At 60.9% G+C, this 23,673-nt stretch carries 25 protein-coding genes; 7 read left to right on the top strand and 18 right to left on the bottom strand.

Going from position 1 to position 23,673, the window contains the following annotated elements; all coding sequences use genetic code 11:
- Positions 1-127 precede the first annotated feature (127 nt).
- The gene (locus tag MTP16_RS18900; RefSeq protein WP_243512848.1) at positions 128-1,045 is read right to left on the bottom strand and encodes a carbon-nitrogen hydrolase family protein; all 918 of its coding nucleotides are present in this window, start codon (positions 1,043-1,045) and stop codon (positions 128-130) included.
- Between the two features lie 364 nt (positions 1,046-1,409).
- On the opposite strand from MTP16_RS18900, the gene MTP16_RS18895 reads away from it, so the two are divergent.
- Positions 1,410-4,040: a valine--tRNA ligase gene (locus tag MTP16_RS18895; RefSeq protein ID WP_243512847.1), complete on the top strand. Its 2,631-nt coding sequence runs from the start codon at positions 1,410-1,412 to the stop codon at positions 4,038-4,040.
- Between the two features lie 71 nt (positions 4,041-4,111).
- Here MTP16_RS18895 and MTP16_RS18890 read toward each other — a convergent pair whose 3' ends face one another.
- From MTP16_RS18890 to MTP16_RS18880, 3 genes are all read right to left on the bottom strand, one after another.
- Positions 4,112-4,309 (bottom strand): hypothetical protein, encoded by a 198-nt coding sequence (locus tag MTP16_RS18890; RefSeq protein ID WP_243512845.1) that lies wholly within the window; start codon positions 4,307-4,309, stop codon positions 4,112-4,114.
- 130 nt (positions 4,310-4,439) lie between these two features.
- Complete coding sequence (locus MTP16_RS18885) at positions 4,440-5,840, bottom strand: dihydrolipoamide acetyltransferase family protein (RefSeq protein WP_243512844.1); 1,401 nt, start codon at positions 5,838-5,840, stop codon at positions 4,440-4,442.
- Between the two features lie 123 nt (positions 5,841-5,963).
- Positions 5,964-6,374, bottom strand: coding sequence for a Uma2 family endonuclease (locus MTP16_RS18880; protein ID WP_243512843.1), 411 nt, complete (start codon positions 6,372-6,374; stop codon positions 5,964-5,966).
- Here MTP16_RS18880 and MTP16_RS18875 point away from each other — a divergent pair.
- Positions 6,373-7,176 carry an N-formylglutamate amidohydrolase gene (locus MTP16_RS18875; RefSeq protein ID WP_243512842.1) on the top strand — a complete coding sequence of 268 codons (804 nt, stop codon included), beginning with the start codon at positions 6,373-6,375 and terminating at the stop codon, positions 7,174-7,176. The two genes, MTP16_RS18880 and MTP16_RS18875, sit on opposite strands and share 2 nt — an antisense overlap.
- Positions 7,177-7,201: 25 nt before the next feature.
- Positions 7,202-8,527: a formimidoylglutamate deiminase gene (hutF, locus tag MTP16_RS18870; protein WP_243512841.1), complete on the top strand. Its 1,326-nt coding sequence runs from the start codon at positions 7,202-7,204 to the stop codon at positions 8,525-8,527.
- On the opposite strand, the gene MTP16_RS18865 is transcribed toward hutF, so the two are convergent.
- The 14 genes from MTP16_RS18865 to MTP16_RS18800 form a co-directional block, all read right to left on the bottom strand.
- Positions 8,514-8,855 carry a hypothetical protein gene (locus MTP16_RS18865; protein WP_243512840.1) on the bottom strand — a complete coding sequence of 114 codons (342 nt, stop codon included), beginning with the start codon at positions 8,853-8,855 and terminating at the stop codon, positions 8,514-8,516. The two genes, hutF and MTP16_RS18865, sit on opposite strands and share 14 nt — an antisense overlap.
- A gap of 105 nt (positions 8,856-8,960) precedes the next feature.
- The gene (locus MTP16_RS18860; protein WP_243512839.1) at positions 8,961-9,347 is read right to left on the bottom strand and encodes a hypothetical protein; all 387 of its coding nucleotides are present in this window, start codon (positions 9,345-9,347) and stop codon (positions 8,961-8,963) included.
- A 76-nt stretch (positions 9,348-9,423) separates the two neighbouring features.
- Positions 9,424-9,777, bottom strand: a complete 354-nt coding sequence (locus MTP16_RS18855) for a hypothetical protein (RefSeq protein WP_243512838.1) — start codon at positions 9,775-9,777, stop codon at positions 9,424-9,426.
- Between the two features lie 16 nt (positions 9,778-9,793).
- Positions 9,794-10,390 carry a hypothetical protein gene (locus MTP16_RS18850; RefSeq protein WP_243512836.1) on the bottom strand — a complete coding sequence of 199 codons (597 nt, stop codon included), beginning with the start codon at positions 10,388-10,390 and terminating at the stop codon, positions 9,794-9,796.
- 75 nt (positions 10,391-10,465) lie between these two features.
- Complete coding sequence (gene accC / locus MTP16_RS18845; protein ID WP_243512834.1) at positions 10,466-11,809, bottom strand: acetyl-CoA carboxylase biotin carboxylase subunit; 1,344 nt, start codon at positions 11,807-11,809, stop codon at positions 10,466-10,468.
- A 126-nt stretch (positions 11,810-11,935) separates the two neighbouring features.
- On the bottom strand, positions 11,936-12,415 hold the full coding sequence (gene accB, locus MTP16_RS18840) for an acetyl-CoA carboxylase biotin carboxyl carrier protein (RefSeq protein WP_243520090.1): 480 nt from the start codon (positions 12,413-12,415) through the stop codon (positions 11,936-11,938).
- Between the two features lie 59 nt (positions 12,416-12,474).
- Positions 12,475-13,038 carry an elongation factor P gene (efp, locus tag MTP16_RS18835; protein ID WP_243512832.1) on the bottom strand — a complete coding sequence of 188 codons (564 nt, stop codon included), beginning with the start codon at positions 13,036-13,038 and terminating at the stop codon, positions 12,475-12,477.
- A 135-nt stretch (positions 13,039-13,173) separates the two neighbouring features.
- The gene (locus MTP16_RS18830) at positions 13,174-14,181 is read right to left on the bottom strand and encodes a beta-ketoacyl-ACP synthase III (RefSeq protein WP_243512830.1); all 1,008 of its coding nucleotides are present in this window, start codon (positions 14,179-14,181) and stop codon (positions 13,174-13,176) included.
- A gap of 150 nt (positions 14,182-14,331) precedes the next feature.
- Positions 14,332-15,273: a phosphate acyltransferase PlsX gene (gene plsX / locus MTP16_RS18825; protein ID WP_243512828.1), complete on the bottom strand. Its 942-nt coding sequence runs from the start codon at positions 15,271-15,273 to the stop codon at positions 14,332-14,334.
- A gap of 115 nt (positions 15,274-15,388) precedes the next feature.
- On the bottom strand, positions 15,389-15,619 hold the full coding sequence (gene rpmF / locus MTP16_RS18820; protein WP_243512827.1) for a 50S ribosomal protein L32: 231 nt from the start codon (positions 15,617-15,619) through the stop codon (positions 15,389-15,391).
- Positions 15,620-15,688: 69 nt separating this feature from the next.
- Positions 15,689-16,222 (bottom strand): YceD family protein, encoded by a 534-nt coding sequence (locus MTP16_RS18815; RefSeq protein WP_243512826.1) that lies wholly within the window; start codon positions 16,220-16,222, stop codon positions 15,689-15,691.
- 104 nt (positions 16,223-16,326) lie between these two features.
- Positions 16,327-17,361 (bottom strand): 4-hydroxythreonine-4-phosphate dehydrogenase PdxA, encoded by a 1,035-nt coding sequence (gene pdxA, locus MTP16_RS18810; protein WP_243512825.1) that lies wholly within the window; start codon positions 17,359-17,361, stop codon positions 16,327-16,329.
- 160 nt (positions 17,362-17,521) lie between these two features.
- Positions 17,522-18,979: a leucyl aminopeptidase family protein gene (locus MTP16_RS18805; protein WP_243512824.1), complete on the bottom strand. Its 1,458-nt coding sequence runs from the start codon at positions 18,977-18,979 to the stop codon at positions 17,522-17,524.
- A gap of 115 nt (positions 18,980-19,094) precedes the next feature.
- Positions 19,095-20,453 (bottom strand): TSUP family transporter, encoded by a 1,359-nt coding sequence (locus tag MTP16_RS18800; RefSeq protein WP_243512823.1) that lies wholly within the window; start codon positions 20,451-20,453, stop codon positions 19,095-19,097.
- A 127-nt stretch (positions 20,454-20,580) separates the two neighbouring features.
- Here MTP16_RS18800 and rsmA point away from each other — a divergent pair, with 127 nt between their 5' ends.
- The 4 genes from rsmA (at position 20,581) to greA (ending at position 23,617) form a co-directional block, all read left to right on the top strand.
- Positions 20,581-21,405, top strand: coding sequence for a 16S rRNA (adenine(1518)-N(6)/adenine(1519)-N(6))-dimethyltransferase RsmA (rsmA, locus tag MTP16_RS18795; RefSeq protein ID WP_243512822.1), 825 nt, complete (start codon positions 20,581-20,583; stop codon positions 21,403-21,405).
- 43 nt (positions 21,406-21,448) lie between these two features.
- A complete protein-coding gene (locus MTP16_RS18790; protein WP_243512820.1) occupies positions 21,449-22,063 on the top strand; it encodes a hypothetical protein in 615 nt (204 codons plus the stop codon).
- Positions 22,064-22,072: 9 nt separating this feature from the next.
- On the top strand, positions 22,073-23,038 hold the full coding sequence (locus MTP16_RS18785; RefSeq protein WP_243512818.1) for an NAD(P)-dependent oxidoreductase: 966 nt from the start codon (positions 22,073-22,075) through the stop codon (positions 23,036-23,038).
- A gap of 102 nt (positions 23,039-23,140) precedes the next feature.
- Positions 23,141-23,617, top strand: coding sequence for a transcription elongation factor GreA (greA, locus tag MTP16_RS18780; protein ID WP_243512816.1), 477 nt, complete (start codon positions 23,141-23,143; stop codon positions 23,615-23,617).
- Positions 23,618-23,673: the final 56 nt, after the last annotated feature.

Genomic DNA, 23,673 nt, shown 5'->3' with positions numbered 1-23,673 from the left:
GGCTAAAGGTGGGAGCTACGGAAGGTGGGTGGGTAGCATCCGCTAAAAGCAAAAGGGAAGCGCGGGGAGGTGCGATAGAAACAGGAGGAAGAGCGATAAAACGGCAGGCGGGGCTGATACGCAAAAACTAAGGCAACTGGTCGAAACGGTAGCCCTTGCGCTGCAGCATCAGGCCGATGTCGGTGCCGCGTTCGGGGCGGTGGGGGCGGTGGAGGTCGGCCACCACCAGCTCGCCGGCAAACTCATTGAAGGTGCCCTGGGCCTGCACCCCGTGCGCATCGACGGCCAGCGAACAGCCCACGCTTTTCTTGCCCTCGTAGGGCCCGCCCACGATGTAGCCCACCGAGGTGGTGCTGACCACCACCACGTTGTAGAGCTTGGCCAGGATGGAAAAGGGTTTCACCCATTTTTCCTGGTAGGGGTCGTTTTCCTCCGTGATGGAGTAATCCACCGTCCACGAGGCTGGCGCGATGATAAACTCGGCGCCCATGCGGGCCAGGGTGTGGCCGATGGGCAGCCCGTCGAGGTAGTTGTCGGCGCACACGTTCACGCCAATTTTGCCCAGGGGCGTGTCCACCACGTTCAACGTCTGGCCCACAGCGTAGAAAGGTTGCTCTACGGACAGAAGATTGATTTTGTGGTATTTGACAACAATTTCGCCCTGTGGGTCGATGAGGATGGCGGCGTTGTAGTTGCGGCCGTCGGCGGCGCGCTCGGTGAGGCCGGCGCACACGTAGAGGCGGTGCTTGGCTGCGGCTTGGCACAGCATGTCGCTGAAGGGGCCCGGAATGGGCTGGGCTTCGTAGAGGGCGCTGGGGTGCGTCCAGGCAAAGTCGAGGGTTTCGGGCAGTAGCACCAAGTCGCACTTTTGCGCGGCGGCCTGGGCAATTTGCTCCACAGCGCGGGCCAGGTTGCGGGCGGGCTCGCCTCCCTCCACCAGCAGCTGCCCCATGCCCACGCGAATAGTGCCCAGCGGGGCCGGCACCTCCTGGGGCGGAGCTGCTGCGGCGGGAACCGATTTGCGAAACGAGAAAAGCGCGGCCATTAACTTAAAAGGAGAAAAAGCGGACGAAATATGAAGTAAGTTACAACCCGGAGATTAAACTCCGAAGCCTTTTCATGGTCGCCAATCAAAGGTAAACGCCGAAGGCATGCCTCAAATTAAAGAGCCATTAAAAGCAATAATAGCCCGTTTCGGCTGAGTATACCCGCGTTTTGGCAAGGCATTTCACCACATAGTCAACATTGAAGGCAGATAGGGTATTGACACAGAGGGCGGCACCATGAATTTTTTGTGAAGTCCGAAAATGGCGGTTCCAGGTCGGACTTCCAAAGGGTAGTGGAAGGGCGTTGCTTTCGCCTGCTTTTCCAGTGCCTATTTTTGCCCTTTCTGCTTCTTACATTTTCCCATGTCCCTCGCCACCACCTATTCGCCCACCGACGTTGAAGCCAAATGGTACCAGCGCTGGCAGGAGCAAGGCTTCTTCAAGGCCAAAGCCAACCCCAAAAAGACGCCCTACACCGTAGTCATCCCGCCGCCCAACGTGACGGGCGTGCTCCACATGGGGCACATGCTCAACAACACCATTCAGGACGTGCTGGTGCGCCGCGCCCGTATGCAGGGCAAGGAGGCCTGCTGGGTGCCCGGCACCGACCACGCCAGCATTGCCACCGAGGCCAAGGTAGTGGCCTTGCTCAAGGAGCAGGGCATCAGCAAGACGGACCTCACCCGCGAGCAATTTCTTGACCACGCCTTTGCCTGGAAAGACAAGTACGGCGGCATCATCCTGGAGCAGCTCAAGCAGCTGGGTGCTTCCTGCGACTGGGACCGCACCCGCTTCACCATGGAGCCGGAGTTGACCGAGGCCGTGCTCCGCGTGTTCGTTGATTTGTATAACAAGGGCCTGATTTACCGCGGCATCCGCATGGTGAACTGGGACCCCGAAGGCCGCACGGCCATCTCCGACGAGGAGGTGATTGCCAAGGATGTGCAGGCTAAGATGTACTACCTGAACTACGCCATCGTAGGGCAGGAGGGCCAGTTTCTGACTGTGGCCACCTCGCGGCCCGAAACCATCATGGCCGACGTGGCCGTGGCCGTGAACCCCAACGACCCGCGCTTTACCCACCTGGCCGGTGCCAAGGTGCGGATTCCGCTGCTGGGCCGCGAAATTCCGGTGATTTTCGACGAGTATGTGTCGATGGATTTCGGCACGGGGGCGCTGAAAGTGACGCCGGCCCACGACCTAAACGACTACGAGCTCGGCGTGAAGCACAACCTGCCGGTTATCGACATTCTGGCCGACAACGGCACCCTGAACGAGAAGGCCGTGCTCTACGTGGGGCAGGACCGATTTGCCGTGCGCAAGCAGATTGCCAAGGACTTGCAGGAGGCCGGCCTGCTCCAGAAAGTGGAGGAGTACGCCAGCATCGTGCAGACGTCGGAGCGCACCAAGGCCGTTATTGAGCCCAAGCTCTCGATGCAGTGGTTCCTGAAAATGGAGCACATGGCCAAGCCGGCGCTGGAAGTGGTGGAAAACGACACCGTGAAGCTGCACCCGGCCAAGTTCAAGAACACCTACCGGGTGTGGATGGAAAACGTGCGGGATTGGTGCATCTCGCGCCAGCTCTGGTGGGGCCAGCAGATTCCGGCCTACTACCTGCCCGACGGCACTTTCGTGGTGGCCCTCACCGCCGAGAGTGCGTTGGAAAAAGCCCGTGCGCAGAGTGGCAACGCCGACCTGCAAGCCAGCGACCTGCGCCAGGACGAGGACGTGCTCGATACCTGGTTTTCGTCGTGGCTGTGGCCCATTTCGGTGTTCGACGGCTTCAAGGACCCGGACAACGCCGACATCAACTATTTCTACCCCACCAACGACCTGGTGACGGGGCCGGATATCCTGTTTTTCTGGGTGGCCCGCATGATTATGGCCGGCCTGGAATACCGCCAGGAGGTGCCGTTCAAAAACGTGTACCTCACCGGCATCGTGCGCGACTCGCAGGGCCGCAAGATGAGCAAGCAGCTCGGCAACTCGCCCGACCCGCTCGACCTCATTGCCCAGTACGGCGCCGACGGCGTGCGCACCGGCATGCTGTTCTCGGCCCCGGCCGGCAACGACCTGCTCTACGACGTGAAGCTGGTGGAGCAGGGCCGCAACTTCTCCAACAAGCTCTGGAACGCCTTCCGCCTGGTGAAAGGCTGGGAGCCAGACGCGTCGCTGCCCTTCGTGAATTCTACCGCCGTGACTTGGTTTAATGCCAAGCTGCAGGCTGCCATCGTGGAAATGGACGACCATTTCGAGAAGTTCCGGATGTCGGATGCGCTGATGACCATCTACAAGCTGACCTGGGACGACTTCTGCGCGCAGTACCTCGAAATGGTGAAGCCCGCCTACCAGCACCCCATCGACGCCGAGACGTTGCGCCACACCGTCGGCTTTCTCGAAACACTGCTCAAGCTGCTGCATCCATTCATGCCCTTCATCACCGAAGAGCTGTGGCACGAGCTCGCCGAGCGCGGCCCCCGCGAGTACGTGACCGTGGCCGCCTGGCCCCGCGCCACCGCCCCGGCCAACAGCGCCGAAACTCTGGCCAACATGGACAAGGCGCTGGCCATTGTGGCCGGCATCCGCGCCGTGCGCAACCAGAAAAACCTCGGCCCCAACAAGCCGCTGACGTTGGTAGCCAAAACCGACGAGCCGCAGCTGCTGACCGACTACGACGGCATCATCCGCAAGCTGGGCAGCATCGCGGATGTAAGCTTTGCCGATGCCGGCCCCGCCGCTTCGGTGAGCTTCGTGCTGGGCGGCAGCGAGTTCTTCATCCCGCTCGAAGGCCACATCGACGTGGCCGCCGAGCGCGCCCGCCTCGAAAAAGACCTGGAATACGCTCAAGGCTTCCGCGACTCGGTGCTGAAGAAGCTCGGCAACGAGAAGTTCGCCCAGAACGCTAAGCCCGAAGTGCTGGAGAAAGAGCGTCAAAAGCTGGCCGACGCCGAAACGAAAATTGCCGCACTGGAGCAGGCTTTGAAAGGAATGTAGTTTCAAGACAACGCATCAAAAAAGCCGCTCTCTAAATCTGGGAGCGGCTTTTTTGATGCGTTGTCTTGATGCTATTCCGGAATGCCACCGGGCTGCTTTTTCTGCAGCGGCGCCAACTGATTCTGAAGCTGAAAAGTCACTTTCTGGCAATCGGTGAAGCGTTGCTCGGCTTGTTGCAGGGCTTTTTCGGTGGCGGTGAGCTGCTGGTACAAATAGCCGATGAGGCCCAGCGCCAGCACCAGCGCCCCGATGAAGAGGAGATTTTTCATGTGAAACAAAAGGGGATAAAATAGAACGTCATGCAGAGCGCAGCGAAGCATCTTGCGTGCAGAAGTAATTATTTACTCTTGCACGCAAGATGCTTCGCTGCGCTCTGCATGACGTTCAACTGAACAGCGCTTAAATCGCCGTATTCGGGTCGAACTGCTCCAGGTAGTCGGCCACGCGGCGCACGAACATACCGCCGAGCGAGCCGTCCACCACACGGTGGTCGTAGCTGTGGCTCAGGAACATGAAGTGGCGGATGCCGATGAGGTCGCCCTGCGGCGTTTCAATCACAGCGGGCTTCTTCTTAATGGCGCCCACGGCCATGATGGCCACCTGCGGTTGCATGATGATGGGCGTGCCCATCACGTTGCCGAACGAGCCCACGTTGCTCAGCGTGTAGGTGCCACCTTCGAGGTCGGCGGGGGTGAGCTTGTTGATGCGGGCGCGGCCCGCGAGGTCGTTCACCTTCTTGGTGAGGCCATTGAGGTTGAGCTGGTCGGCGTTGTGAATGACGGGCACAATCAGGTTGCCCGAGGGCAGGGCCACGGCCACGCCGATGTTGATGTCGCGCTTCTTGATGATGTAGTCGCCATCCACCGACACGTTGATGTTCGGGAAATCCTGAATGGCGCGAGCCACGGCCTGGATGAAAATGGGCGTGAAGGTGAGGTTTTCGCCCTCGCGCTTCTTGTAGGCATCCTTGTGCTTGTTGCGCCAGTTCACGATGTCGGTCACGTCGGCTTCCACGAAGCTGGTGACGTGGGGCGAAATGCGCTTCGAGTCCACCATGCGCTGAGCAATCATCTTGCGCATGCGGTCCATCTCGATGAGCTCCTGGCCACCGCTCACGCTCGGGGCGGGCTTGCTGGCAGCGGCTTGCGACGCGGGCGCTGGTGCCGCGGCAGGTGCTGGCTGAGGCGCGGCCGCTTGCGGCTGAGCGACCGGGGCCGCCGTGGCGGGAGCCGCCGCAGTGGCCGCTTTCGGACCGAGGGCGGGCTTGCCGGCAGACACGTAATCCAGAATGTCCTTCTTGGTCACGCGGTTTTCCTTGCCGGTGCCGGGCAGGTATTCGAGGTCGGCCATGCTCACGCCTTCTTCGCGGGCAATGCTGAGCACGAGCGGCGAGAGGAAGCGCCCGGGCTGGTGCTCGGCGCCATTCAAGGCCGGTTGGGTAACCGGGGCAGCATCGTTGCTGGGCAAATAAGGCACTTCGGCCACGCCGGCGTCGGGAGCGCTGCCGTTGCTGGCAGCGGCGGGGGCGCTGGCCGGGGCCGAAGCACCCGCGTTGGCTGCCTCGGTTTCGACCACGGCGATGGGGGCGCCCACGGCCACTACCTGGCCTTCCTGCACCAGTATTTCCTGCAATACGCCGGCGTAGATGGCGGGCACTTCGGTATCCACTTTGTCGGTGGCCACTTCCAGCACTGATTCGTCTTGTTCAATCGTGTCGCCGACTTGCTTGAGCCATTTCAGGACGGTGCCTTCCATAATGGATTCGCCCATTTTGGGCATCGTCATTTCCACTCGTGCCATAGGTAAGGAGGAGTTTTGGGAGTAATTGGGGGTGGGGTGGGAGTTTGGTGCCGCAAAGGTAGCCCAAAAGCCGAACGCCCCCGCCGGAATGTCCGGCAGGGGCGTTTTTTGAGTAAGAATGGCTCAATTACTGTCGCGGGCTTCGGTGCTTTTCGGTAGCACTTCAATGACCAGCGTCGGGGTGTGTACCGTGCGTGGGGCGTCATCGGCGGGGTCGCAGCTCACCACCACGTCGGGGTAATTAAAATAGTTGGCATCCGCCAGTGCCAGCTTCACGTTTTTGGCGAATACCTCGCAGTCGCTTCCTGCAAGGCCGGTTCGCAGGGCGGAGGCGCAGTTCTGAATCAAACGGTTGTGGCTCTTGGTACCGCCCGCCATGGCCTCGGGCGTGTCGAAGCCGTCCACTGGAAAAATCTCGCCGCGGCCATTTTCATGCCGGATGTCGGACTGCTCTACCAGTGCGAAATCCGGACCACGGCCGCCTGAATCGAGCGAAACCGGGGCTACTTTCGCAGCGCCAATCCCGCCCGCCATGCAGCTTTTTGACCTTACCCGCCCCGCCGCCCCACTTCTTCCCATCGTCATCAGCGTACCCCACGCCGGCACTGCCTTTCCCGACGACATCCAAGCCGAGCTCAGGCCAAGCCTGCTGCCCCCCGACGATACCGACTGGTTCGTGCACCGGCTCTACGATTTTGCCACCGAGCTGGGGCTGCCCATACTTAAAGCTAATTATAGCCGCTGGGTGGTCGACTTGAACCGCAACCCCGACAGCAGTCCCCTTTACCACGACGGCCGCGTGCTCACCGGCCTGTGCACTAGCACCACCTTCCTGGGCGAACCCATTTACCAAGACGAACGCACCGTAGTGGCGCCCGACGAAGTAGCTCGCCGCAAAGCCCTCTACTTCGAACCCTATCATGAAGCCCTTCAACAGCTGCTCGATGAAACCAAAGCTCGCTTCGGCCAGGTGCTGCTCTGGGACTGCCACTCCATCCGCCGCCAGGTGCCGGCCATTCACAACGGCCCGTTCCCGGACCTGATTCTGGGCAGCGCCGATGAGGCTTCCGCTTCTGCCGCGCTGATTCAGCAGGCGTTGGAACAGCTTGGCAGCGGGTCGTATTCGCTCAGCCACAACACGCCTTTCAAGGGCGGCTACATCACCCGGCATTTTGGGCGGCCCGAGGCGCAGCAGCACGCGCTGCAGCTGGAAATGGCCAAAGACGTGTACATGGACGACACCGAACAAGCCTATAGCCCGGAGCGGGCCACTCAGATTCGCGCCGTCCTGCGCCAGACGCTGAGCACACTGGGCCAGTCGCTTTTCACTGCTTAAACCTTTCCCACCCGCTTCGCCTGATATGACGACTTATTACCGTTTCTCCTCCCTGCTGCTGAAAGACGGCTGGCTCAGCCCCGCTTACGTGGGCGTGAATGCGCAAGGCCTCATCGAATACCTCGCCGCAGAGCCGCCCATCGGCCCCGAAATCAGCATCGAAAAGGTAGAAGGCGCGGCCCTGCCGGGCTTCCAGAACGCTCACTCGCACGCTTTCCAGTACGGCATGGCCGGGCACGCCGAGCAGCACGAGCCCGGCACGCGCGACGATTTCTGGAGCTGGCGCGAGGCGATGTACGCCTGCGCCGAGACCTTCTCGCCCGAGCAGAACGAGCAGGTGGCCACCACCCTCTACCGCCATCTGCTGCGCAACGGCTACACCTCGGTAGTCGAATTTCACTACCTGCACCACGACCCCACCGGCCGCCCCTACGCCAACCTGGCCGAGATGGGCGAGCGCCTGGTGGCTGCCGCCCGCACGGCCGGCATCAAAATCACGCTGGTGCCGGTGTTTTACCAGAAGGGCGATTTCGGCCGTGAGCCCGCGCCCCGGCAGCGCCGCTTCATCTCGCCCACGCTCGACGCTTACTTGAAGTTGCTCGACGCCAGTCGCCCGGCCGTGGCAGCCTACGAGCGCGCCAGCCTGGGCTTCGGCGTGCACTCGCTCCGGGCCGTGGAAGCAGCCGACGTGCTGGCCACCCACGCCCAAGGCCCCGCGGAACTGCCCTTTCACCTGCACGCCGCCGAGCAAACCCTGGAAGTAGAGCGCTGCCAGGCCCACCTCGGCGCCCGCCCGGTGGAGTGGCTGGTCGACAACCTGCCGCTGAATGAGCGGTTCCACCTCGTGCACTGCACCCACCTCACGCCCGCCGAAATCACCCGCCTAGCTCAGTCCGGCGCCCATGTGGTGCTCTGCCCCGGCACCGAGGGCAACCTCGGCGACGGCATCTTCTCGCTGGTCGACTACGCCGAAGCAGGCGGCCGCTGGTCCATTGGCACCGACAGCCACATCAGCCTCAACCCGCTGGAAGACCTGCGCTGGCTCGATTACGGGCAGCGCCTCATTCACCGCCGCCGCAACATCTTCGCCGATGGAGCCTCAGTACTGGTTGATAAAACCTTCTTTGCCGGCCACCGTGCCGCCGGCCGCACCCCCGCCAACTACTTCGCATTGGGCCAGCCCCTCGACGCCGTGGTGTACGACCTGAAGCAGCCCCTGCTGGCCCAGGCCGGCACCGCGCACCTACTGCCTGCCCTCGTCTACACTGCCGACCCCACGGCCATTCTCGGCACGCTGGTAGACGGGCAATGGGCCTACCGGGCGGGGGAAGCCGATGCTAGCGCACGCTGAATTTGAACGTGTAGAAGCCCACGCTCGGGGCTGGAGTAGGCTGGTTGTTGACGAACCGAACCGTTCCCAAAGCCTGGCGGCACAAGGCTTCCTGCCGGGCCGACACATTGCTGCTGACCGTGACCACCGAATCGAGCTGGCCCGCGGCATTGACCACCAGCCGGAACCGAATGGCCCCCGGTTGCTCATCCACAAATTCTGCTACGGGCATCGTTTCGAAACGCCAGGCCGTCTGGCTCAAGGCCGGCGCGGAGCGGGTTGCCGGCTGGGCGTTCCAAGCGGCCGGTTGCTGAGGCAATTGGCGGGGAACAGCCGGAACTTGAGCCATGGTTTTGGCAGGGACAACGGCGAACCCTAAGATGAACAAGTAACAGTGTTTCATTGCAGAGCAGAAAAGCTGACAAGACTTCGGTAGTGGCAAAACCGTTGCTGCTCATTTTAGCGCGTGAAAATATTTGGCCTTTAACCGCCCCCGCACGTCGGGCGGCAGGGGCCAGCCCTGCTCGTAGCGCGTGGTCACCAGCGTTTCCCGGCTTTCGCTGTAGCGGCTCATTTGCCGCAGGTCGAGCGCCGTGAAAAACCCGGTGATGAGCACCAGGCCGCCCGCCATCCCCGGCTGCTTGTTGGCCGCCGCCATCCCAGCCCCAACCAGGCCGGCCAGCCCCATCGAGCCGCCCTCCAGGGCGCGATGCCGCCGGTCCCGAAATAGGTTGTGCACCGCGTAAGCCGAGTCGCGCACCGAACGCGGCGTCGAGACCTCCTGGGCCTGCGTCAGGCAGGGGATGAGGCAGAGGTAAAATAGCAGGCAGCGAAGCAGCATGGCGCAAAATAGGAAGGCCGGAACTCTTCGTCAGAGTCCCGGCCTTGCCGCGGGGTTGCACGGAATAGCAAGCCCACTATTTTTCGATAGTTATCTGGGGAATGCCCTCTTCGGTCAAGTCGCCACCGGTGGCAGCGGCCTCTGTGCGGTAGGTGGTGAAGCAGATTTTCGAATTCTTCGCAAACCGGCTATTGGGGTCCTGAATGATGACGACGTGCGGAAACGTACCAAATTCCTTACCCTCATAGAGCAACGTTTTCTGGGTGCCAAGGCCGGGCTTGTTTACCACGTCCACGTAGATGCGGCGACCCACGCCATTCGGCCCCGGCTTGGCGAAGAGCACCGTGGTTTCAATGTTGCCGTTGCAGGTGTCGGAGCAGGCGGTAAGGGCGAGGCCGCTTGCCAGAATACGTAAGTAGCGAATCAACATCGGCTAGTAGACTTTCTTAGAAATGGGGTGCTTTTAATTCTTCAAAGATTCGCAAGAGAGCAGTATTCCGTGTAGTATCAATGCGGGCCTGATTATGGACAATGTTAGTCTGTATATCTGAACTATGCCTCAAATAAAATTTTAAGGCATTAATGAATTCGGTTTTATCATAAACATATCCGCGCACTGCCCCACCATACACCGCAAATAATTGTGGGTTTTTATCAATGCTTAAATACTGATACTTATAATAAACTTTGTGGCTGACCACTGGCATTTCGCCTTCATTCGCGGCGCCTAGGGCAAAATACTTGGCGATGCCCCTCCGTTTTTTTAAGAAAAAGAACTCCTTTTGTCCGGTTTTGTAAGGGGCAAAACGACTGGCGCAGGTCCAATTCTCAAACCTTTCGATAATCATCCCGCCTTTTGGAGCAATCCCTTTAACTATTTCTATGGCATTAACGATTATGCCTTCCTTTTGAACACCAATAATCTCTCCGTAAATAATTAGGTCGGAGCCATCAATTAGTGTTGGTAGCAGCGTAGGGTCGTAATCTGCCTGAGCTTTGAAGAAGCTAAGAGTCGCCGCCAGTATCAGAAAGAGCTTTTTCATGGCCACGCTGGTAGAATAAATGACAAGGCCCAACCAGATTTGGTTGGGCCTTGCCTTAAATTAAATTCCAAAGGTTTACACCACCGAGAAATCGAACGTCTCCAGGAATTTCGTAGTGAAATTCCCGGCCTTGAAATCCTCGTCATCCATCAGCGCCAGGTGGAAGGGAATGGTCGTTTTCACGCCTTCTACCACGAACTCGCTCAGGGCACGCTTCATTTTCACAATGCACTCCTCGCGGCTCTGAGCCACGGTGATGAGCTTGGCAATCATCGAGTCGTAGTTCGGCGGGATGGTGTAGCCCGCGTACACGTGGGTGTCGACGCGCACGCCGTGGCCGCCGGGAATGTGCAGGGTGGTAATCTTGCCCGGGGTGGGGCGGAAGTTGTGGCGGGGGTCCTCAGCGTTGATGCGGCATTCCATGGCGTGGAGCTGCGGGATGTAGTTCTTGCCCGAAATCGGAATGCCCGCCGCCACCTTAATTTGTTCCTTGATGAGGTCGTAGCTCACTACTTCCTCCGTCACGGGGTGCTCTACCTGAATGCGGGTGTTCATCTCCATGAAGTAGAAGTCGCGGTTTTTGTCCACCAGAAACTCGATGGTGCCCACGCCCTCGTAGCCGATGCTACTGGCGCCTTTTACGGCCGCCGCGCCCATTTTCTCACGCAGCGCGTCGGTCATAAACGGCGAGGGCGATTCTTCCACCAGCTTCTGGTGGCGGCGCTGAATGGAGCAGTCGCGCTCCGACAAGTGACACACGTGCCCAAACTGGTCGCCCACCACCTGGATTTCGATGTGGCGGGGTTCCTCCACAAACTTCTCCAAATACATCCCGTCGTTGCCAAACGCGGCCTTCGACTCGGTGCGGGCGTCGTCCCAGGCTTTCTGGAATTCCTCGTCGGAATTGATGACGCGCATGCCGCGCCCGCCGCCGCCGGCCGTGGCCTTCAGCATCACCGGGTACTTGATTTTGGCGGCGATTTTGCGGCCTTGCTCGGCGCTTTCCAGCAGGCCTTCGGAGCCGGGCACGCAGGGTACGCCGGCCTTCTTCATGGTGTCTTTGGCCGTGGCCTTGTCGCCCATCTTGTTAATCATCTCGGGCGAGGCCCCGATGAACTTGATGCCGTTTTCGGCGCAGATGCGCGAGAATTCCGCGTTTTCCGAAAGGAAGCCGTAGCCGGGGTGAATGGCGTCGGCGTTGGTGATTTCGCAAGCCGCAATCAAGTTGGGCATGCTCAGGTAGCTGTCCTTCGAAGCCGGTGGCCCGATGCACACGGCCTCATCGGCAAACTTCACGTGCAGGCTTTCCTTGTCGGCAGTCGAGTACACGGCCACCGTTTTGATGCCCATTTCCTTGCAGGTGCGGATGATGCGCAGGGCAATTTCGCCCCGGTTGGCGATGAGTATTTTCTTGAACATGGGGGTGGGATGGGGTAAAAGGTCAGTAGGGGCGGGGCTTGCCCCCGCCCGCCGTTCGCGCCGTGCAAACGGCCTCGTGCAACGACGGGCGGGGACAAGCCCCGCCCCTACGAAGGTGCCAGTTAACTACTCAATCAAAAACAGCGGCTGGTCGTATTCCACCGGCGTAGCATTCTCCACCAGGGCCTTCACGATGCGGCCGCTTTCCTCGGCTTCAATCTCGTTGAAAAGCTTCATGGCTTCGATGATGCAGATAACCTGGCCTTTCTCCACCATGTCGCCCACCTGCACGAAGGCCGGCGCGTCGGGCCCGCTGCTGCGGTAGAACGTGCCAATCATTGGGGCTTTCAGCGGCTTGTAGTTGCCACCAGCGGCTTCGGCCGGGGCAGCAGCGGCTGCCGGAGCAGCAGCGGGGGCCGAAGCAGCTGCCGGGGCGGCGTGAACCGGGGCCGGGGCGGCGGCTGGGGCCGGGGCGGCGCTCATCACCTGCTTCACGTTAGGCTCGCGCTGCACCGAGATTTTAAATTCCTCGGTTTCAATGTTGACCTTGTTGAGGCCCGATTTGGCAATAAAATCGAGCAGCTCTTGGAGTTCTTTGGCTTTCATGGCAGCGTCCTTTTCCTTTTTGGGCGAGTTTGACATCTTGGTTAGCAGCTTTCGCTTGATTACTTCACGCGTTCCACGTAGCTGTAGTCGCTGGTTTTGATGCGGATTTTGGTGTCCACGTCAATGAACAGCGGCACCTGGATGCGGGCGCCGGTTTCCACCGTGGCCGGCTTCAGGGTGTTGGTAGCGGTGTCGCCGCGCAGGCCGGGCTCGGTGTACGTCACCACGAGGTCCACCGTGGTGGGCAGTTCGGCGGTGAGGGGCATCTCGGTTTCGGCGTGCATGAGGATGGTCACGTCCTGGCCTTCCTTCATCAGGTCGGCAAAGGGCACCATTTCCTCGGGCAGCACCACTTGCTCGAAATCGTCCTTGTTCATGAACGTGTAGCCGTAGTCGTCCTTGTAGAGGAACTGGTGCGGGCGCTGCTCCACGCGGGCCGTTTCCACCTTCACGCCGGCGTTGAAAGTGTTGTCGATGGTGCGGCCGGTTTTGATGTTGCGCATCTTGGTGCGCACAAAGGCGGGGCCCTTGCCGGGCTTCACGTGCTGAAACTCGGTGATGACGTGCAGCTCGTTGTTGTAGTTAAGAACGAGCCCGTTGCGGAAGTCGGCGGTTGATGCCATGGTGTTAAGCTTTTAGCGAATAGCCAAGGGCCATCTGCTTTTTTGTGGGTGTTTTTATGAGCAGTTAGTCAAAAGCGGTCAACGCTTAACCAACTGGAAATCCTAAGGAAAGACAAAGCTAAGGGCAAACCGCTACTAGCGAGCCACTGAGGAGCCGTCGTAGGCCCATTTCAGGTAGATGGAGCCCCAGGTGAAACCGCCGCCAAAGGCCGCCAGCACCAGGTTGTCGCCGCGGCGCAGCTGGCTTTCGTAGTCGGCCAAGCACAGCGGAATGGTGGCGCTGGTGGTGTTGCCGTAGCGGTCGATGTTCAGCATCACCTTCTCGGGGCCCACGCCCATGCGGTTGGCGGTGGCGTCGATGATGCGCTTGTTGGCTTGGTGGGGCACCAGCCAGGCCACGTCGTCTTTGCCGAGGTGGTTGCGCTCCATCACTTGGGCGGCCACGTCGGCCATGCTCTTCACGGCGAACTTGAACACCGTGGCGCCTTCCTGGTAGATGTAGTGCTCCTTGCGGTCGATGGTCTCGTGCGAGGGCGGGCGGCGGCTGCCACCGGCTTTTTGGTGCAGGTAGGGCTCGCCGCTGCCGTCGGTGCGCAGCACCATGTCGAGGATGCCAAAACCGTCGGTGCTGGGTTCGAGCAGGACGGCGGCGGCGCCGTCGCCAAACAGGATGCAATTGGCGCGGTCGGTGTAGTCCACAATGGCCGACATCTTATCGGCGCCCACCACGATGACCTTTTTGTAGGTGCCCGCCTGAATGAACTGAGCCCCCGTCGCCAGCCCGTATAGGAAACTAGAGCAAGCCGCATTCATGTCGTAGCTGAAGGCATTGGTGATGCCCACACCGTTAGAAATGATGTTGGCGGTAGCCGGAAACAGCACATCGGGCGTCACGGTGGCGCAGATGAGCAGCTCGATATCGGCGGGGTTGGTGCCGGTTTTGTCCAGCAGGTTCTGCACCGCTTTGATGCCCATCACGGACGTACCCTGGTCGGTTCCCTTCAGAATGCGTCGCTCCCGGATACCGGTGCGCGACATAATCCACTCGTCGGTGGTGTCTACTAGCTTTTCAAGCTCGGCATTGGTCAGTACGTAGTCGGGCACGTAGGCACCCACGCCGGTGATGGCAGCAGTAATCTTCATACGGGCAAAAGTAGGCGGGGCGGGCGATAAATGGGCGTTAGCGCCGCAAAAGGTCCGGGACCGGACACAGTAGGCACCGGAAAATGAGCAGGGCAGCAGTTAAAAAAAATCCGGCCGGAGCCGGAGATTTTCCGTGCCGGCCGGATGCGGCTACGACTTAAACGTGGCTTTAATCTGGTCTACAATACCGGAATCGGCCATCTGGAAGCCCTGCACCAGCATGTTGCAGATGGCCAGCGGGGTGCTGCTGCCATGCCCGATGATGGCGTTGTCGTTGATGCCCAAAATGGGCGAGCCACCAACGGCTTCGTAGTTGAATTTGGCGATAAACGGGTCCATCATGCCTTTGTGGTTCATGATGTCGTAGATGGATTCTGCCATTTTCAGAATCACGTTGCCCGTAAAGCCGTCGCACACAATAACGTCGGCCTTGTCATCGAACAAGTCACGGCCTTCCAAGTTGCCTACGAAGTTCACGTGCGGGTTCACTTTCAGCAGCTGGTAGGCAGCTTGGGTGTTGGGAGTGCCCTTGCCTTCTTCTTCGCCCAGGTTCATCAAGCCCACTTTGGGTTGGGTAATGCCCAGCACGTACTGGGCATAGAGCGAGCCCAACTCGCCGAATTGCTCCAGCATTTCGGGCTTGCATTCGGCATTGGCGCCCACGTCCAGCAAAATGCCGAACTCGCTATTGAGCTTGGGCAGGAAATTGGCAATGGCCGGGCGCATCACGCCAGGCACGGTCTTCACCGTGAACATGGCGCCCACCAGCATGGCGCCGGTATTGCCGGCCGAGCAAAACGCATCGACTTCGCCGGCCAATAGCATTTTATACCCTATGGCAATGCTGGAATCCTGCTTCTGCTGGAAGGCTTTGGCGGGGTGCTCGCCCATGTCGATGACCTGCGACGCGGGAATAAATTCGAGGGCCGCGCTGGCCGGGCCGGCGGCTTGCAACAGGGGTTGCACGGCATCGGGCTGGCCAATGAGGACGATGGTGGCCCGGCCCGCCAGTTGCTCGGCGGCCAGCAGGGCACCCGCCACGGCGGCTTGGGGGGCGAAATCGCCGCCCATTGCGTCGAGGGCTATTTTCATGAACGAGGTGTTTGGGAAGTCAGGAGAAAGGGTAGGAACCACAAGTCCGGCCCCGCTGGCTTAAAAAAGGAGCGAAGCCGGACCGTGTGGTACCGCGAAGTAACAACCTGACGCGCTATTCGTCGTCGCCAGTGGCATCAGCCGCAGGTGCAGCGCTGGTTTTCGTGTAGTTTTTGATGGCCAGCTGGCCGTTGTGGTACAGGTCGCCGTCTACCACATAGGCCTTGTGGCGCAGGTGCAGCTCGCCCGTGTTGGGGCAGAGGGTCACGGCCTTAGGGGTCAGCTTGTAGTGGGTACGACGCTTATCGCGAACGGCGGAAGAGGTGCGGCGCTTAGGATGGGCCATGGTTTCGGTAAATTATGAGTTTTGAATTATGAGTTAGGAGTGGGGGAGCGACTCGGGGCGCTGACGGATTCAATTCAGGTTGCGCAGGGCGGCCCAGCGCGGGTCGGCCGGCTCGTCGTCGTCGGGGCCCTCGTTTTCGTTGCGGGTCGTGAAGATGAGCTTGGTTTCGGCGTCGGGGTTGTCGTCGGCCTCGTCCTGGAAGCGCGGGTGCAGCTTCTTCATGGGCAGGGCCAGGCCGATGTAGTCGTAGAGGTGCTGGGCCAGCGGCAGGGTCTGGGTGTCGGGCGTGATTTGCAGCACGTTGTCGTCCAGCTCCTTGTTCTCATCGCCAAAGCGCACCAGAAGCTGCTCCTCAATGTCGAGGGGCTGGTCGAACTCATCGAGGCTGCGGTCGCAGGTGAGCTGCACGGTGCCGGTAATGTGAAAGTTAAGCGTCATCAGACGCTCGGTCTTGATGAGCTCCACGTCGGCGTGCAATTGGCCTTGCTCCACCAGCGGCTCCTCAAACAAGGCAAAAAAATCAGGACCCAACTCGAACTCGAAGTGGTGCGTTTTCAGCGCCAGCTTGGCCAGATTGAGGTCGTATTTACTTTCTTTTTTCACGGGGAGCTGGATAGCAGGGGGCAAAAGTAGTGAAAATCCGCCTTTTTGCCAAAAATAGAGGCCGATTTCTCGTCAATAAGGCGTTTAACTAGCCGTCTTAAACGTTAGCGAGCCGAACGTGGCTGTGCATTTTCCCAACGTTGTTTCCAAACGTCGCAGGCCAGGTACACGGCCGCCCGAAACGACGATTCATCGGCCCGGTACTGGCCGGCGATGCCATAAGCGGTGCCGTGGTCGGGCGAGGTGCGCACCACGGGCAGGCCGGCCGTGAAGTTCACACCGCGCTCGAAGGCCATGAGCTTGAAGGGAATCAGGCCCTGGTCGTGGTAAAGCGCCAGCGTGGCGTCGAACTGCCGGAACTGCTGGGTGCCGAAGTAGCCGTCGGCCGGGAAGGGGCCCAGCACGATGTGCCCGTCCTGCACGAACTGCTGGATGACGGGCGAAACCAAGTCGCCTTCTTCCTTGCCCAGCAGGCCGTTTTCGCCGGCGTGGGGGTTGAGACCGAGCACAGCAATGCGCGGTTTGAGGATGCCAAAGTCATTTTTCAGCGACTTGAGCAGCAGGTTAATTTTGGTGCGCAACAGCTCGGCCGTGAGCTTGGCCGGCACGTCCTTCAGCGGCACGTGGCCGGTGACGGTGGCAATGCGCAACCCGGCGTCCTCGTCCACCAGAAACATCAGGCTCTCAGGCGCCGCGAAGAAGCTGGTGAGAAACTCGGTGTGGCCGGGGTAGCGGAAGTTGTCGGCCTGGGTGTTGTCCTTGCTGATGGGGGCCGTGACGATGGCATCGAGCTTGCCAGCTTTGAGGTCGCGGGCGGCGCAAAGCAGGCTTTCGCGGGCCGCGGCGCCGGTGGCGGCAGAGGGCTGCCCGGGCGCGAGGGCAAAATCCTCGTCCCAGCAGGTCACGGCGTTGAGGCGGCCGGGGGCAATGTCGGCTGCGTCGCGCAGCTGGCGAAATTGCAGGTGCTCGGAATCGGCCGGGGTGGGGAAGTCGTCGAACAGCGCCGTGGCCGTGCCGTAGATGACCGGCGTGCAGATTTTCAGCAGGCGCTCATCAAGCAGCGTTTTGTAGATGACTTCGGGGCCGATACCGGCGAGGTCGCCCACCGAGAAGCCGAGGCGAGGGAGGTTTTGGGGCATGTTATGGTTAGGAACGTCATGCTGAGCATTCCGCGTATCAAGCGGTGGCGCAGCGGAGTCGAAGCATCTCTACCTCAATACTAATCATAACTGATGGCAACGAAGCGGTAGAGATGCTTCGACTCCGCTGCGCTTCGCTCAGCATGACGTTCTCAATTCTTTAAGCCAGCTGCTTGGTCAGGAACTCATACAGCAGGCGCACGCCCACGCCGGTACCGCCTTTGCCGCGGTAGCTTTCGGGCGCGGTGAGGTAGGCGGGGCCGGCGATGTCGAGGTGAATCCAGGGGTAGCCGACGGCGAAGCGCTCCAGGAACTTGGCGGCCGAGATGTGGCCGGCTTCGCCCTTGCCGAGATTGTTGATGTCGGCGATGTCGGACTTGATGTGGTCGGCGTATTCGTCCCAAAGCGGAAACTCCACGAGGCGCTCATGCACGGCGTGGCCAGCTTCGGCGAGCTTTTGCAGGGTGGCGGGCTCGGCGGTGCCCATGGAGGCGCTGGCTTCGGTGCCGAGGGCGCGCACGGCCGCGCCGGTGAGGGTAGCCAGGTCGATGACCAACTCGGGCTCGTAGCGTTTGGCGAAACTTAGGGCGTCGGCCAAGAGCAGGCGGCCTTCGGCGTCGGTATTTCGCACCTCTACAGTGAGGCCGGAGTGCATGGTGAGGACGTCGCCAGGGGCATAGGCGAGGCCGCCGGGGCGGTTGTCGGTGGCGGGCACGAGGCCGATGACGTGCAGTGGGACGTTGTTTTTAGCCAAGGCGTAGAGCGTGCCGGCTACGGCCGCGCCGCCGGCCATGTCGCACTTCATCATGTCCATGCTGTTGGGCGTGGGCTTGAGGCTGAGGCCGCCGGTATCGAACACCACGCCTTTGCCGACGAGGACGTAAGGCTTTTCGTTTTGCGCGTTTTCGGGCTTGTATTCGAGGATGCTGAAGGTGGGCGGCTCGGGCGAACCGAGGTTGACAGCCAACAAACCACCCATGCGCAGGGCTTCAATTTTGGCCAGGTCGAGGATGTCGGTGGTATACCCGGCTTTGTCGCCGGCTTCGGCCATGCGCTCGGCAAACTGCACGGCGTTGAGCTTGTTGAGCGGGGCGTTGACTAGGTCGCGAGCCAGGATAACGCCTTCCAGCAAGCCTTCCAAATCGGTGATTTCGGCCACAGTTGCGGCTTCACCCACCAGGTAGACCCGGGCCAGCGTGGCGGGCTTTTGCGACTTTTCGTCGGTTTTGTAACCTTCAAATTGGTAGGCGCTCAGGGCCAGCCCTTCGGTGAGGAGCAGGGCAGCGTTAGCGGTGCCGCTGTGGTTTTCGATGAAAACTTCTGCTACTTTCTCCGTTTTCAACTGCCCGTGCAGGGTGTGGCCGGCGCGGCGAAGCTGCTCAGCTACCTGGGCGGTGGTGGGCTTATCGGCCAATACCACGAAATAGTGGTGGTGGCTGAAATGGTTGAGGTGCACGAGCTTCTGGTCGTCGGCCAGGGCTTTTTCCACGTAGCGGGCGGCTGCTTCGGGCAGGTCGCCGGCGGCCGAAGCGGGGAGGGCAGTGGTGCCGTGGGGCAGAATAAATACCTGCGTGGACTGGGCCGGCGAGGCAGCGACATGAGCAATAGCTAGGGACATGGACAGGTAAAGCTGAGGTAATACGACCGCGAAGGTAGCCGCCGGGGGCAGTTAAAAGTTGTGGATGTTTCGCGGCGCCTTGCCCGATTGGGTTGGAACGCATCGCCCGTTCGACTTAAAAGACTACTTTTCGTAGCGCCCAAAGGCTCCAAAGTATCACCATCAGGCCCACGCCCACGAACATCCAGCGGGTGGGGATGCGGCCGGCCAGGCGGGCTGCAATGGGTGCGGCCGCCACGCCACCCACGATGAGGCCGGCCACAATCTGCCAGTGCGAAAGGCCCTTCATGGCGAAAAAGGTGAAGGCGCTGGCGAACGTGACGAAGAACTCCACCAGGCTCACCGTGCCGATGACGTAGCGCGGGGTGCGGCCGTTGGTGATTAAGGTGCTGGTGACCAGCGGGCCCCAGCCGCCGCCGCCGAACGAGTCGAGGAAGCCGCCGGCGCCGGCCAGCCAGCCGGCGTTTTTCACTTTGCGCCGTTTGTCGCGCTGGGGGCGCAGGGCTTTGCTGAGAATGCGCAGGCCGAGGATAAGCAGGTACGCGGCCAGCAGCGGCTTCACCCAGTTAGCGTACTCCTCGCCGAAGCGCGAGAGCAGATACGCCCCGCCAATGGAGCCCGCGATGCCCGGCAGCAGCAGCACCCGGAATAGCTTTTTATTGACGTTGCCAAAACGGTAGTGCTGGTAGCCCGAAGCCCCGCTGGCAAACATTTCGGCCGTGTGAATGCTGGCGCTCACCGATACCGGGCTCAGCCCCAACGACATCAGGCTAATGGCCGACACCACGCCGTAGCCCATGCCCAGCATGCCGTCGATGAGCTGCGCGGCAAAGCCTACGGCTACAAACGTGTAGAACGTGCCCGACGAGCGGGCCAGGTCCCAAGCCTGCTGCCAGGTGACGTAGTACGAAAGGATATTGATGAAAATGAACAGCGCAAACGTGGCCAGCGCCCCCGTGGCTACCCGCCGCCAGTAGGCGGTGGCGGGTGTTTCGTAGCCCGGGCCGCGGTGGGCAGCACCAGCCATTGCCAGGTTGCCCTTGGCAGGCACGGGCGAGAGTTGGAAGTCGCACAAATCGGGCTCGTCGGCCACATGCGTAAGCAGGCGGCGCTGCGCTGCCGCCGCGCCGATGTAGCGGTGCAGGGCCGGGTCGTTGGTGGCCAGGAACAGGAGGTCGTGGCCGTCGAGGTCGGCGTCCAGGAAGGGGCGTTGGTGCAGCTGCACTTGGGGGTGCTGAGCGGCCAGTTCGCGCAGGGCGGGCAGAATATTTGGGGCCACTAATGTCACGGCCATGGCCGGGCTGTGGCGCAGGATGGAGCCGAGCTTTTCCAGGGCCACCGGCCCGCCGCCCACCAGCAGCACGCGCCTATTTTCCAGCTTTAGCAAAACCGGAAACAGCGTGTTTTGCGCCGCTGCATCGGGCGGCGGGCCAGTGGCGGGCGAGACGGGAATGGCGTTGGCGTCGGCAGGCATAGCCGGGGAAAGGTACAGCGGGCGCGGTGTAAAAGCCCGATGAGGAGCGGAAGGTTATGGGGCCCCGCCGGGCGGGGCTGCTACCTTTGCCGGGCTGCCGCGCCCCTAGCCGCTGGCGCGCTTCTCCGTGGTACGTCCCAAAAAACACCTGGGCCAGCACTTCCTGGCCGACCCCAACATTGCCCGCAACATTGTGGGCGCCCTGCAGCTGCCCGACGCCGTGCGCACGGTGCTGGAAATTGGCCCCGGCATGGGGGTGCTCACTCAGTACCTGCTCGAGAACCCCGCTTACCAAACCAGCGTGGTCGAAATTGACACCGAGTCGGTGGCCTATCTGAAGGAGCATTACCCGGCGCTGGACGGACGCATTTTCGCCACCGATTTTCTCAAGCAGAACCTCGGTGAACTGTTCCCGGAACAGCCGCTGGCCATTATCGGCAACTTTCCCTACAATATCAGCAGCCAGATTTTCTTTGCCGTGCTCAATAACCGCCAGCAGGTGCGCGAGGTGGTGGGCATGATTCAGAAGGAGGTGGCGGAGCGCCTGGCCGAGCCGCCCGGCTCGAAAACCTACGGCATCCTGAGCGTGCTGCTGCAGGCTTATTATAAGATTGAGTACTTGTTCACGGTGCCGCCGCACGTATTCAACCCGCCGCCCAAGGTCGACTCGGCCGTGGTGCGCCTCACCCGCAACACCACCGAGCGGCTGGACTGCGATGAGAAGCTGTTTTTCCGGGTGGTGAAGCAGGCGTTCCAAACGCGCCGCAAGACGCTGCGCAACGCCCTGAAACCCTTCGGTATGCCCGCCGAAGCTACTACGGACCCCATTTTCGACCGCCGGGCCGAGACCTTGGGCGTGGCCGAGTTTGTGGGCCTCACGCGGCACGTGGCCCAGCACATGGCCGGCGGCGCAGCGCTGCCGGAGTTGGATGCCAGCGACGTGGTGGAATAGCTTCGCGGCGTTTTAAATCACCCCATCCCTTTTTTGCTCAACAATGAAAAAAACGCTACTCGCCGCCTCCGTGCTGCTGTTTTCCTTTAAAATGGCCGCCGATGGACCTTGGTTCAGCGGTAAAATTGTTTACCACAATTCGTTCTCGACGCTCGACGGCAAGGACATTACCGACAGGCTCAGCCCCATGCTGGGGAGCGAAAATCTGTATTACATCAGCGGGGACAATTACAAGGCGTACACCGAAAAGAAGCAGATGCTGGAGCTGTACAATGGCAGCACCAACAAGTTTCAGTTCTTCATGAATGGCACGCCCACGGTAATGGACGCCAACGCGGGTACGCCCGGCGCGGTGGTGAAGCCCCTGGCCGAAAAAGTCACCATTGCCGGTTACGCCTGCCAGAGCCTGCAAATTGATTCCGATGGCAACACCACCGTTTATTACTTCTCGCCCAAAGTGCGCGTAAACCCCGCGCCTTTCGCCAAGCACCAGATGGGCGACTGGGCTACTTATCTGAAAGCCAGCAACGGGGCGCTGCCGCTGAAATTTGTGGTGACCAACCGCAAACAGGGGTTTTCCATGGTTAGCGAAGCCACATCGGTGCAAGCCATGCCGCTGGCCGCTGCCGACTTCACGGAAACATCTCTGGCCAAGTAAATCGCACTCATGAGCTTCTGCCTCGTCGTCGACGAAATGCACCATTCGCTGCTGCCGCTGCTGACCGAAATCGGCGTGGCGGCGGACTACCAGCCGGAGCTAACGGCAGCCGAAATTCCCGCCGCGCTGGCCGCCCGGCCCTACGAGGGCCTGGTGGTGCGCAGCAAGCTGCGCGTGACGGCCGACCTGCTGGCCCATGGACCGCAGCTGCGCTACGTGGCCCGCGCCGGCGCCGGCACCGACAACATCGACGAAGCCGCCATGTTGGCCGCCGGCGTGACGCTGCTCAATGCGCCGGAGGGCAACCGCGACGCGGTGGGAGAGTTTGCCGTGGGGCTGCTGCTGGCGCTTTTCCGCAACATCGTGCGGGCCGATGGCGAGGTGCGGCGCGGCGAGTGGCACCGCGAAGCCAACCGGGGCGAGGAAGTAGGGGGCAAAACCATCGGTTTGCTGGGCTACGGGCACATGGGGCGGGCGTTTGCGCGGCGGCTGGGCGCTTTTGGCTGCACGGTGCTGGCGCACGATGTAGACTCTTCTATTGCTTCCGATGACAATGCCGAACTGGTGGGCCCGGCCGAGCTGCAGGCCCGCGCCGACGTGCTCAGCCTGCACATTCCTTATTCCAAAGCCAACCACCATTTCGTGAATGAGACGCTGCTGGCCGGTTTCGCACGGCCTATCTGGCTGCTGAACACGGCCCGGGGTGAAGTGCTCGACCACGCGGCGCTGGTGGGAGCGTTGCAAAGCGGCCGGGTGCGGGGCGCGGCGCTCGATGTGCTTGACAACGAAAAGCTCAGCACGCTGACGCCCGGCCAACAGGCCAACTTTGATTTTCTGCGGCAGGCGCCCAACGTGGTGCTCACGCCGCACGTGGGCGGCTGGACGCACGAGAGCTACCGGCGCATCAACGAGGTGCTGGTAAAGAAAATTAGGGCGTTTCGGGCTGGCGAGTTGGGCAGAGTAGCGGGGAGCTAATTCGTTTTGCGTATCTTTGTCTCGAACCTACAGAAGGGAGAACGGTTGGCAGTGCCAGCCGTTCTCCTTGCTTTTTAGCCAAACCGTCAAGCTACAATTCCCATGGCCAGCACCATCAATTATTACACCGCCGAAGGCCTGCAAAAACTGAAGGACGAACTCCAGGACCTCAAAATCCGGGGCCGGGCCAAGGCCGCCGAAGACCTGCGCGAAGCCCGCGACAAAGGCGACCTGAGCGAGAACGCCGAGTACGACGCCGCCAAAGACGCCCAGGGCCTGCTGGAACTCAAAATTTCCAAGCTCGAAGAGGTGGTGGGCAACGCCCGCCTCATCGACGAAACCAACATGGATTTCAGCAAGGTGCTCATCATGAGCAAGGTGAAGCTGAAAAACCTGAAAAACAACATGGTGCTCAACTACACCCTGGTAGCCGAGGAAGAAGCCAACCTGGCCGCCGGCAAAATCTCGGTGAAGTCGCCCATCGGCAAGGGCCTGCTCGGCAAATCGGCCGGCGACACGGCCGAAATCACGGTGCCCGCCGGCAAGCTGCAGTTCGAGATTCTGGAGATTACGCGGTAGTTAATTGGTGCTTGGTGCTTAGTTATTGGTGCCTGGCATTCGCAGAAGGGCAGTTC

The organism is Hymenobacter monticola (genome assembly GCF_022811645.1).
In the GTDB taxonomy this organism is placed as follows: domain Bacteria; phylum Bacteroidota; class Bacteroidia; order Cytophagales; family Hymenobacteraceae; genus Hymenobacter; species Hymenobacter monticola.
Note: the sequence above shows the minus strand (reverse complement) of the source record. Positions and strands in the feature narration are given on the sequence as shown.

Coding starts and splice junctions, on each gene's coding strand:
- MTP16_RS18900 (WP_243512848.1), bottom strand. CDS start 1,045: ATGGCCGCGCTTTTCTCGTTTCGCAAATCGGTTCCCGCCGCAGCAGCT.
- MTP16_RS18895 (WP_243512847.1), top strand. CDS start 1,410: ATGTCCCTCGCCACCACCTATTCGCCCACCGACGTTGAAGCCAAATGG.
- MTP16_RS18890 (WP_243512845.1), bottom strand. CDS start 4,309: ATGAAAAATCTCCTCTTCATCGGGGCGCTGGTGCTGGCGCTGGGCCTC.
- MTP16_RS18885 (WP_243512844.1), bottom strand. CDS start 5,840: ATGGCACGAGTGGAAATGACGATGCCCAAAATGGGCGAATCCATTATG.
- MTP16_RS18875 (WP_243512842.1), top strand. CDS start 6,373: ATGCAGCTTTTTGACCTTACCCGCCCCGCCGCCCCACTTCTTCCCATC.
- MTP16_RS18880 (WP_243512843.1), bottom strand. CDS start 6,374: ATGGCGGGCGGGATTGGCGCTGCGAAAGTAGCCCCGGTTTCGCTCGAT.
- hutF (WP_243512841.1), top strand. CDS start 7,202: ATGACGACTTATTACCGTTTCTCCTCCCTGCTGCTGAAAGACGGCTGG.
- MTP16_RS18865 (WP_243512840.1), bottom strand. CDS start 8,855: ATGGCTCAAGTTCCGGCTGTTCCCCGCCAATTGCCTCAGCAACCGGCC.
- MTP16_RS18860 (WP_243512839.1), bottom strand. CDS start 9,347: ATGCTGCTTCGCTGCCTGCTATTTTACCTCTGCCTCATCCCCTGCCTG.
- MTP16_RS18855 (WP_243512838.1), bottom strand. CDS start 9,777: ATGTTGATTCGCTACTTACGTATTCTGGCAAGCGGCCTCGCCCTTACC.
- MTP16_RS18850 (WP_243512836.1), bottom strand. CDS start 10,390: ATGAAAAAGCTCTTTCTGATACTGGCGGCGACTCTTAGCTTCTTCAAA.
- accC (WP_243512834.1), bottom strand. CDS start 11,809: ATGTTCAAGAAAATACTCATCGCCAACCGGGGCGAAATTGCCCTGCGC.
- accB (WP_243520090.1), bottom strand. CDS start 12,415: ATGAAAGCCAAAGAACTCCAAGAGCTGCTCGATTTTATTGCCAAATCG.
- efp (WP_243512832.1), bottom strand. CDS start 13,038: ATGGCATCAACCGCCGACTTCCGCAACGGGCTCGTTCTTAACTACAAC.
- MTP16_RS18830 (WP_243512830.1), bottom strand. CDS start 14,181: ATGAAGATTACTGCTGCCATCACCGGCGTGGGTGCCTACGTGCCCGAC.
- plsX (WP_243512828.1), bottom strand. CDS start 15,273: ATGAAAATAGCCCTCGACGCAATGGGCGGCGATTTCGCCCCCCAAGCC.
- rpmF (WP_243512827.1), bottom strand. CDS start 15,619: ATGGCCCATCCTAAGCGCCGCACCTCTTCCGCCGTTCGCGATAAGCGT.
- pdxA (WP_243512825.1), bottom strand. CDS start 17,361: ATGCCCCAAAACCTCCCTCGCCTCGGCTTCTCGGTGGGCGACCTCGCC.
- MTP16_RS18805 (WP_243512824.1), bottom strand. CDS start 18,979: ATGTCCCTAGCTATTGCTCATGTCGCTGCCTCGCCGGCCCAGTCCACG.
- MTP16_RS18800 (WP_243512823.1), bottom strand. CDS start 20,453: ATGCCTGCCGACGCCAACGCCATTCCCGTCTCGCCCGCCACTGGCCCG.
- MTP16_RS18790 (WP_243512820.1), top strand. CDS start 21,449: ATGAAAAAAACGCTACTCGCCGCCTCCGTGCTGCTGTTTTCCTTTAAA.
- MTP16_RS18785 (WP_243512818.1), top strand. CDS start 22,073: ATGAGCTTCTGCCTCGTCGTCGACGAAATGCACCATTCGCTGCTGCCG.
- greA (WP_243512816.1), top strand. CDS start 23,141: ATGGCCAGCACCATCAATTATTACACCGCCGAAGGCCTGCAAAAACTG.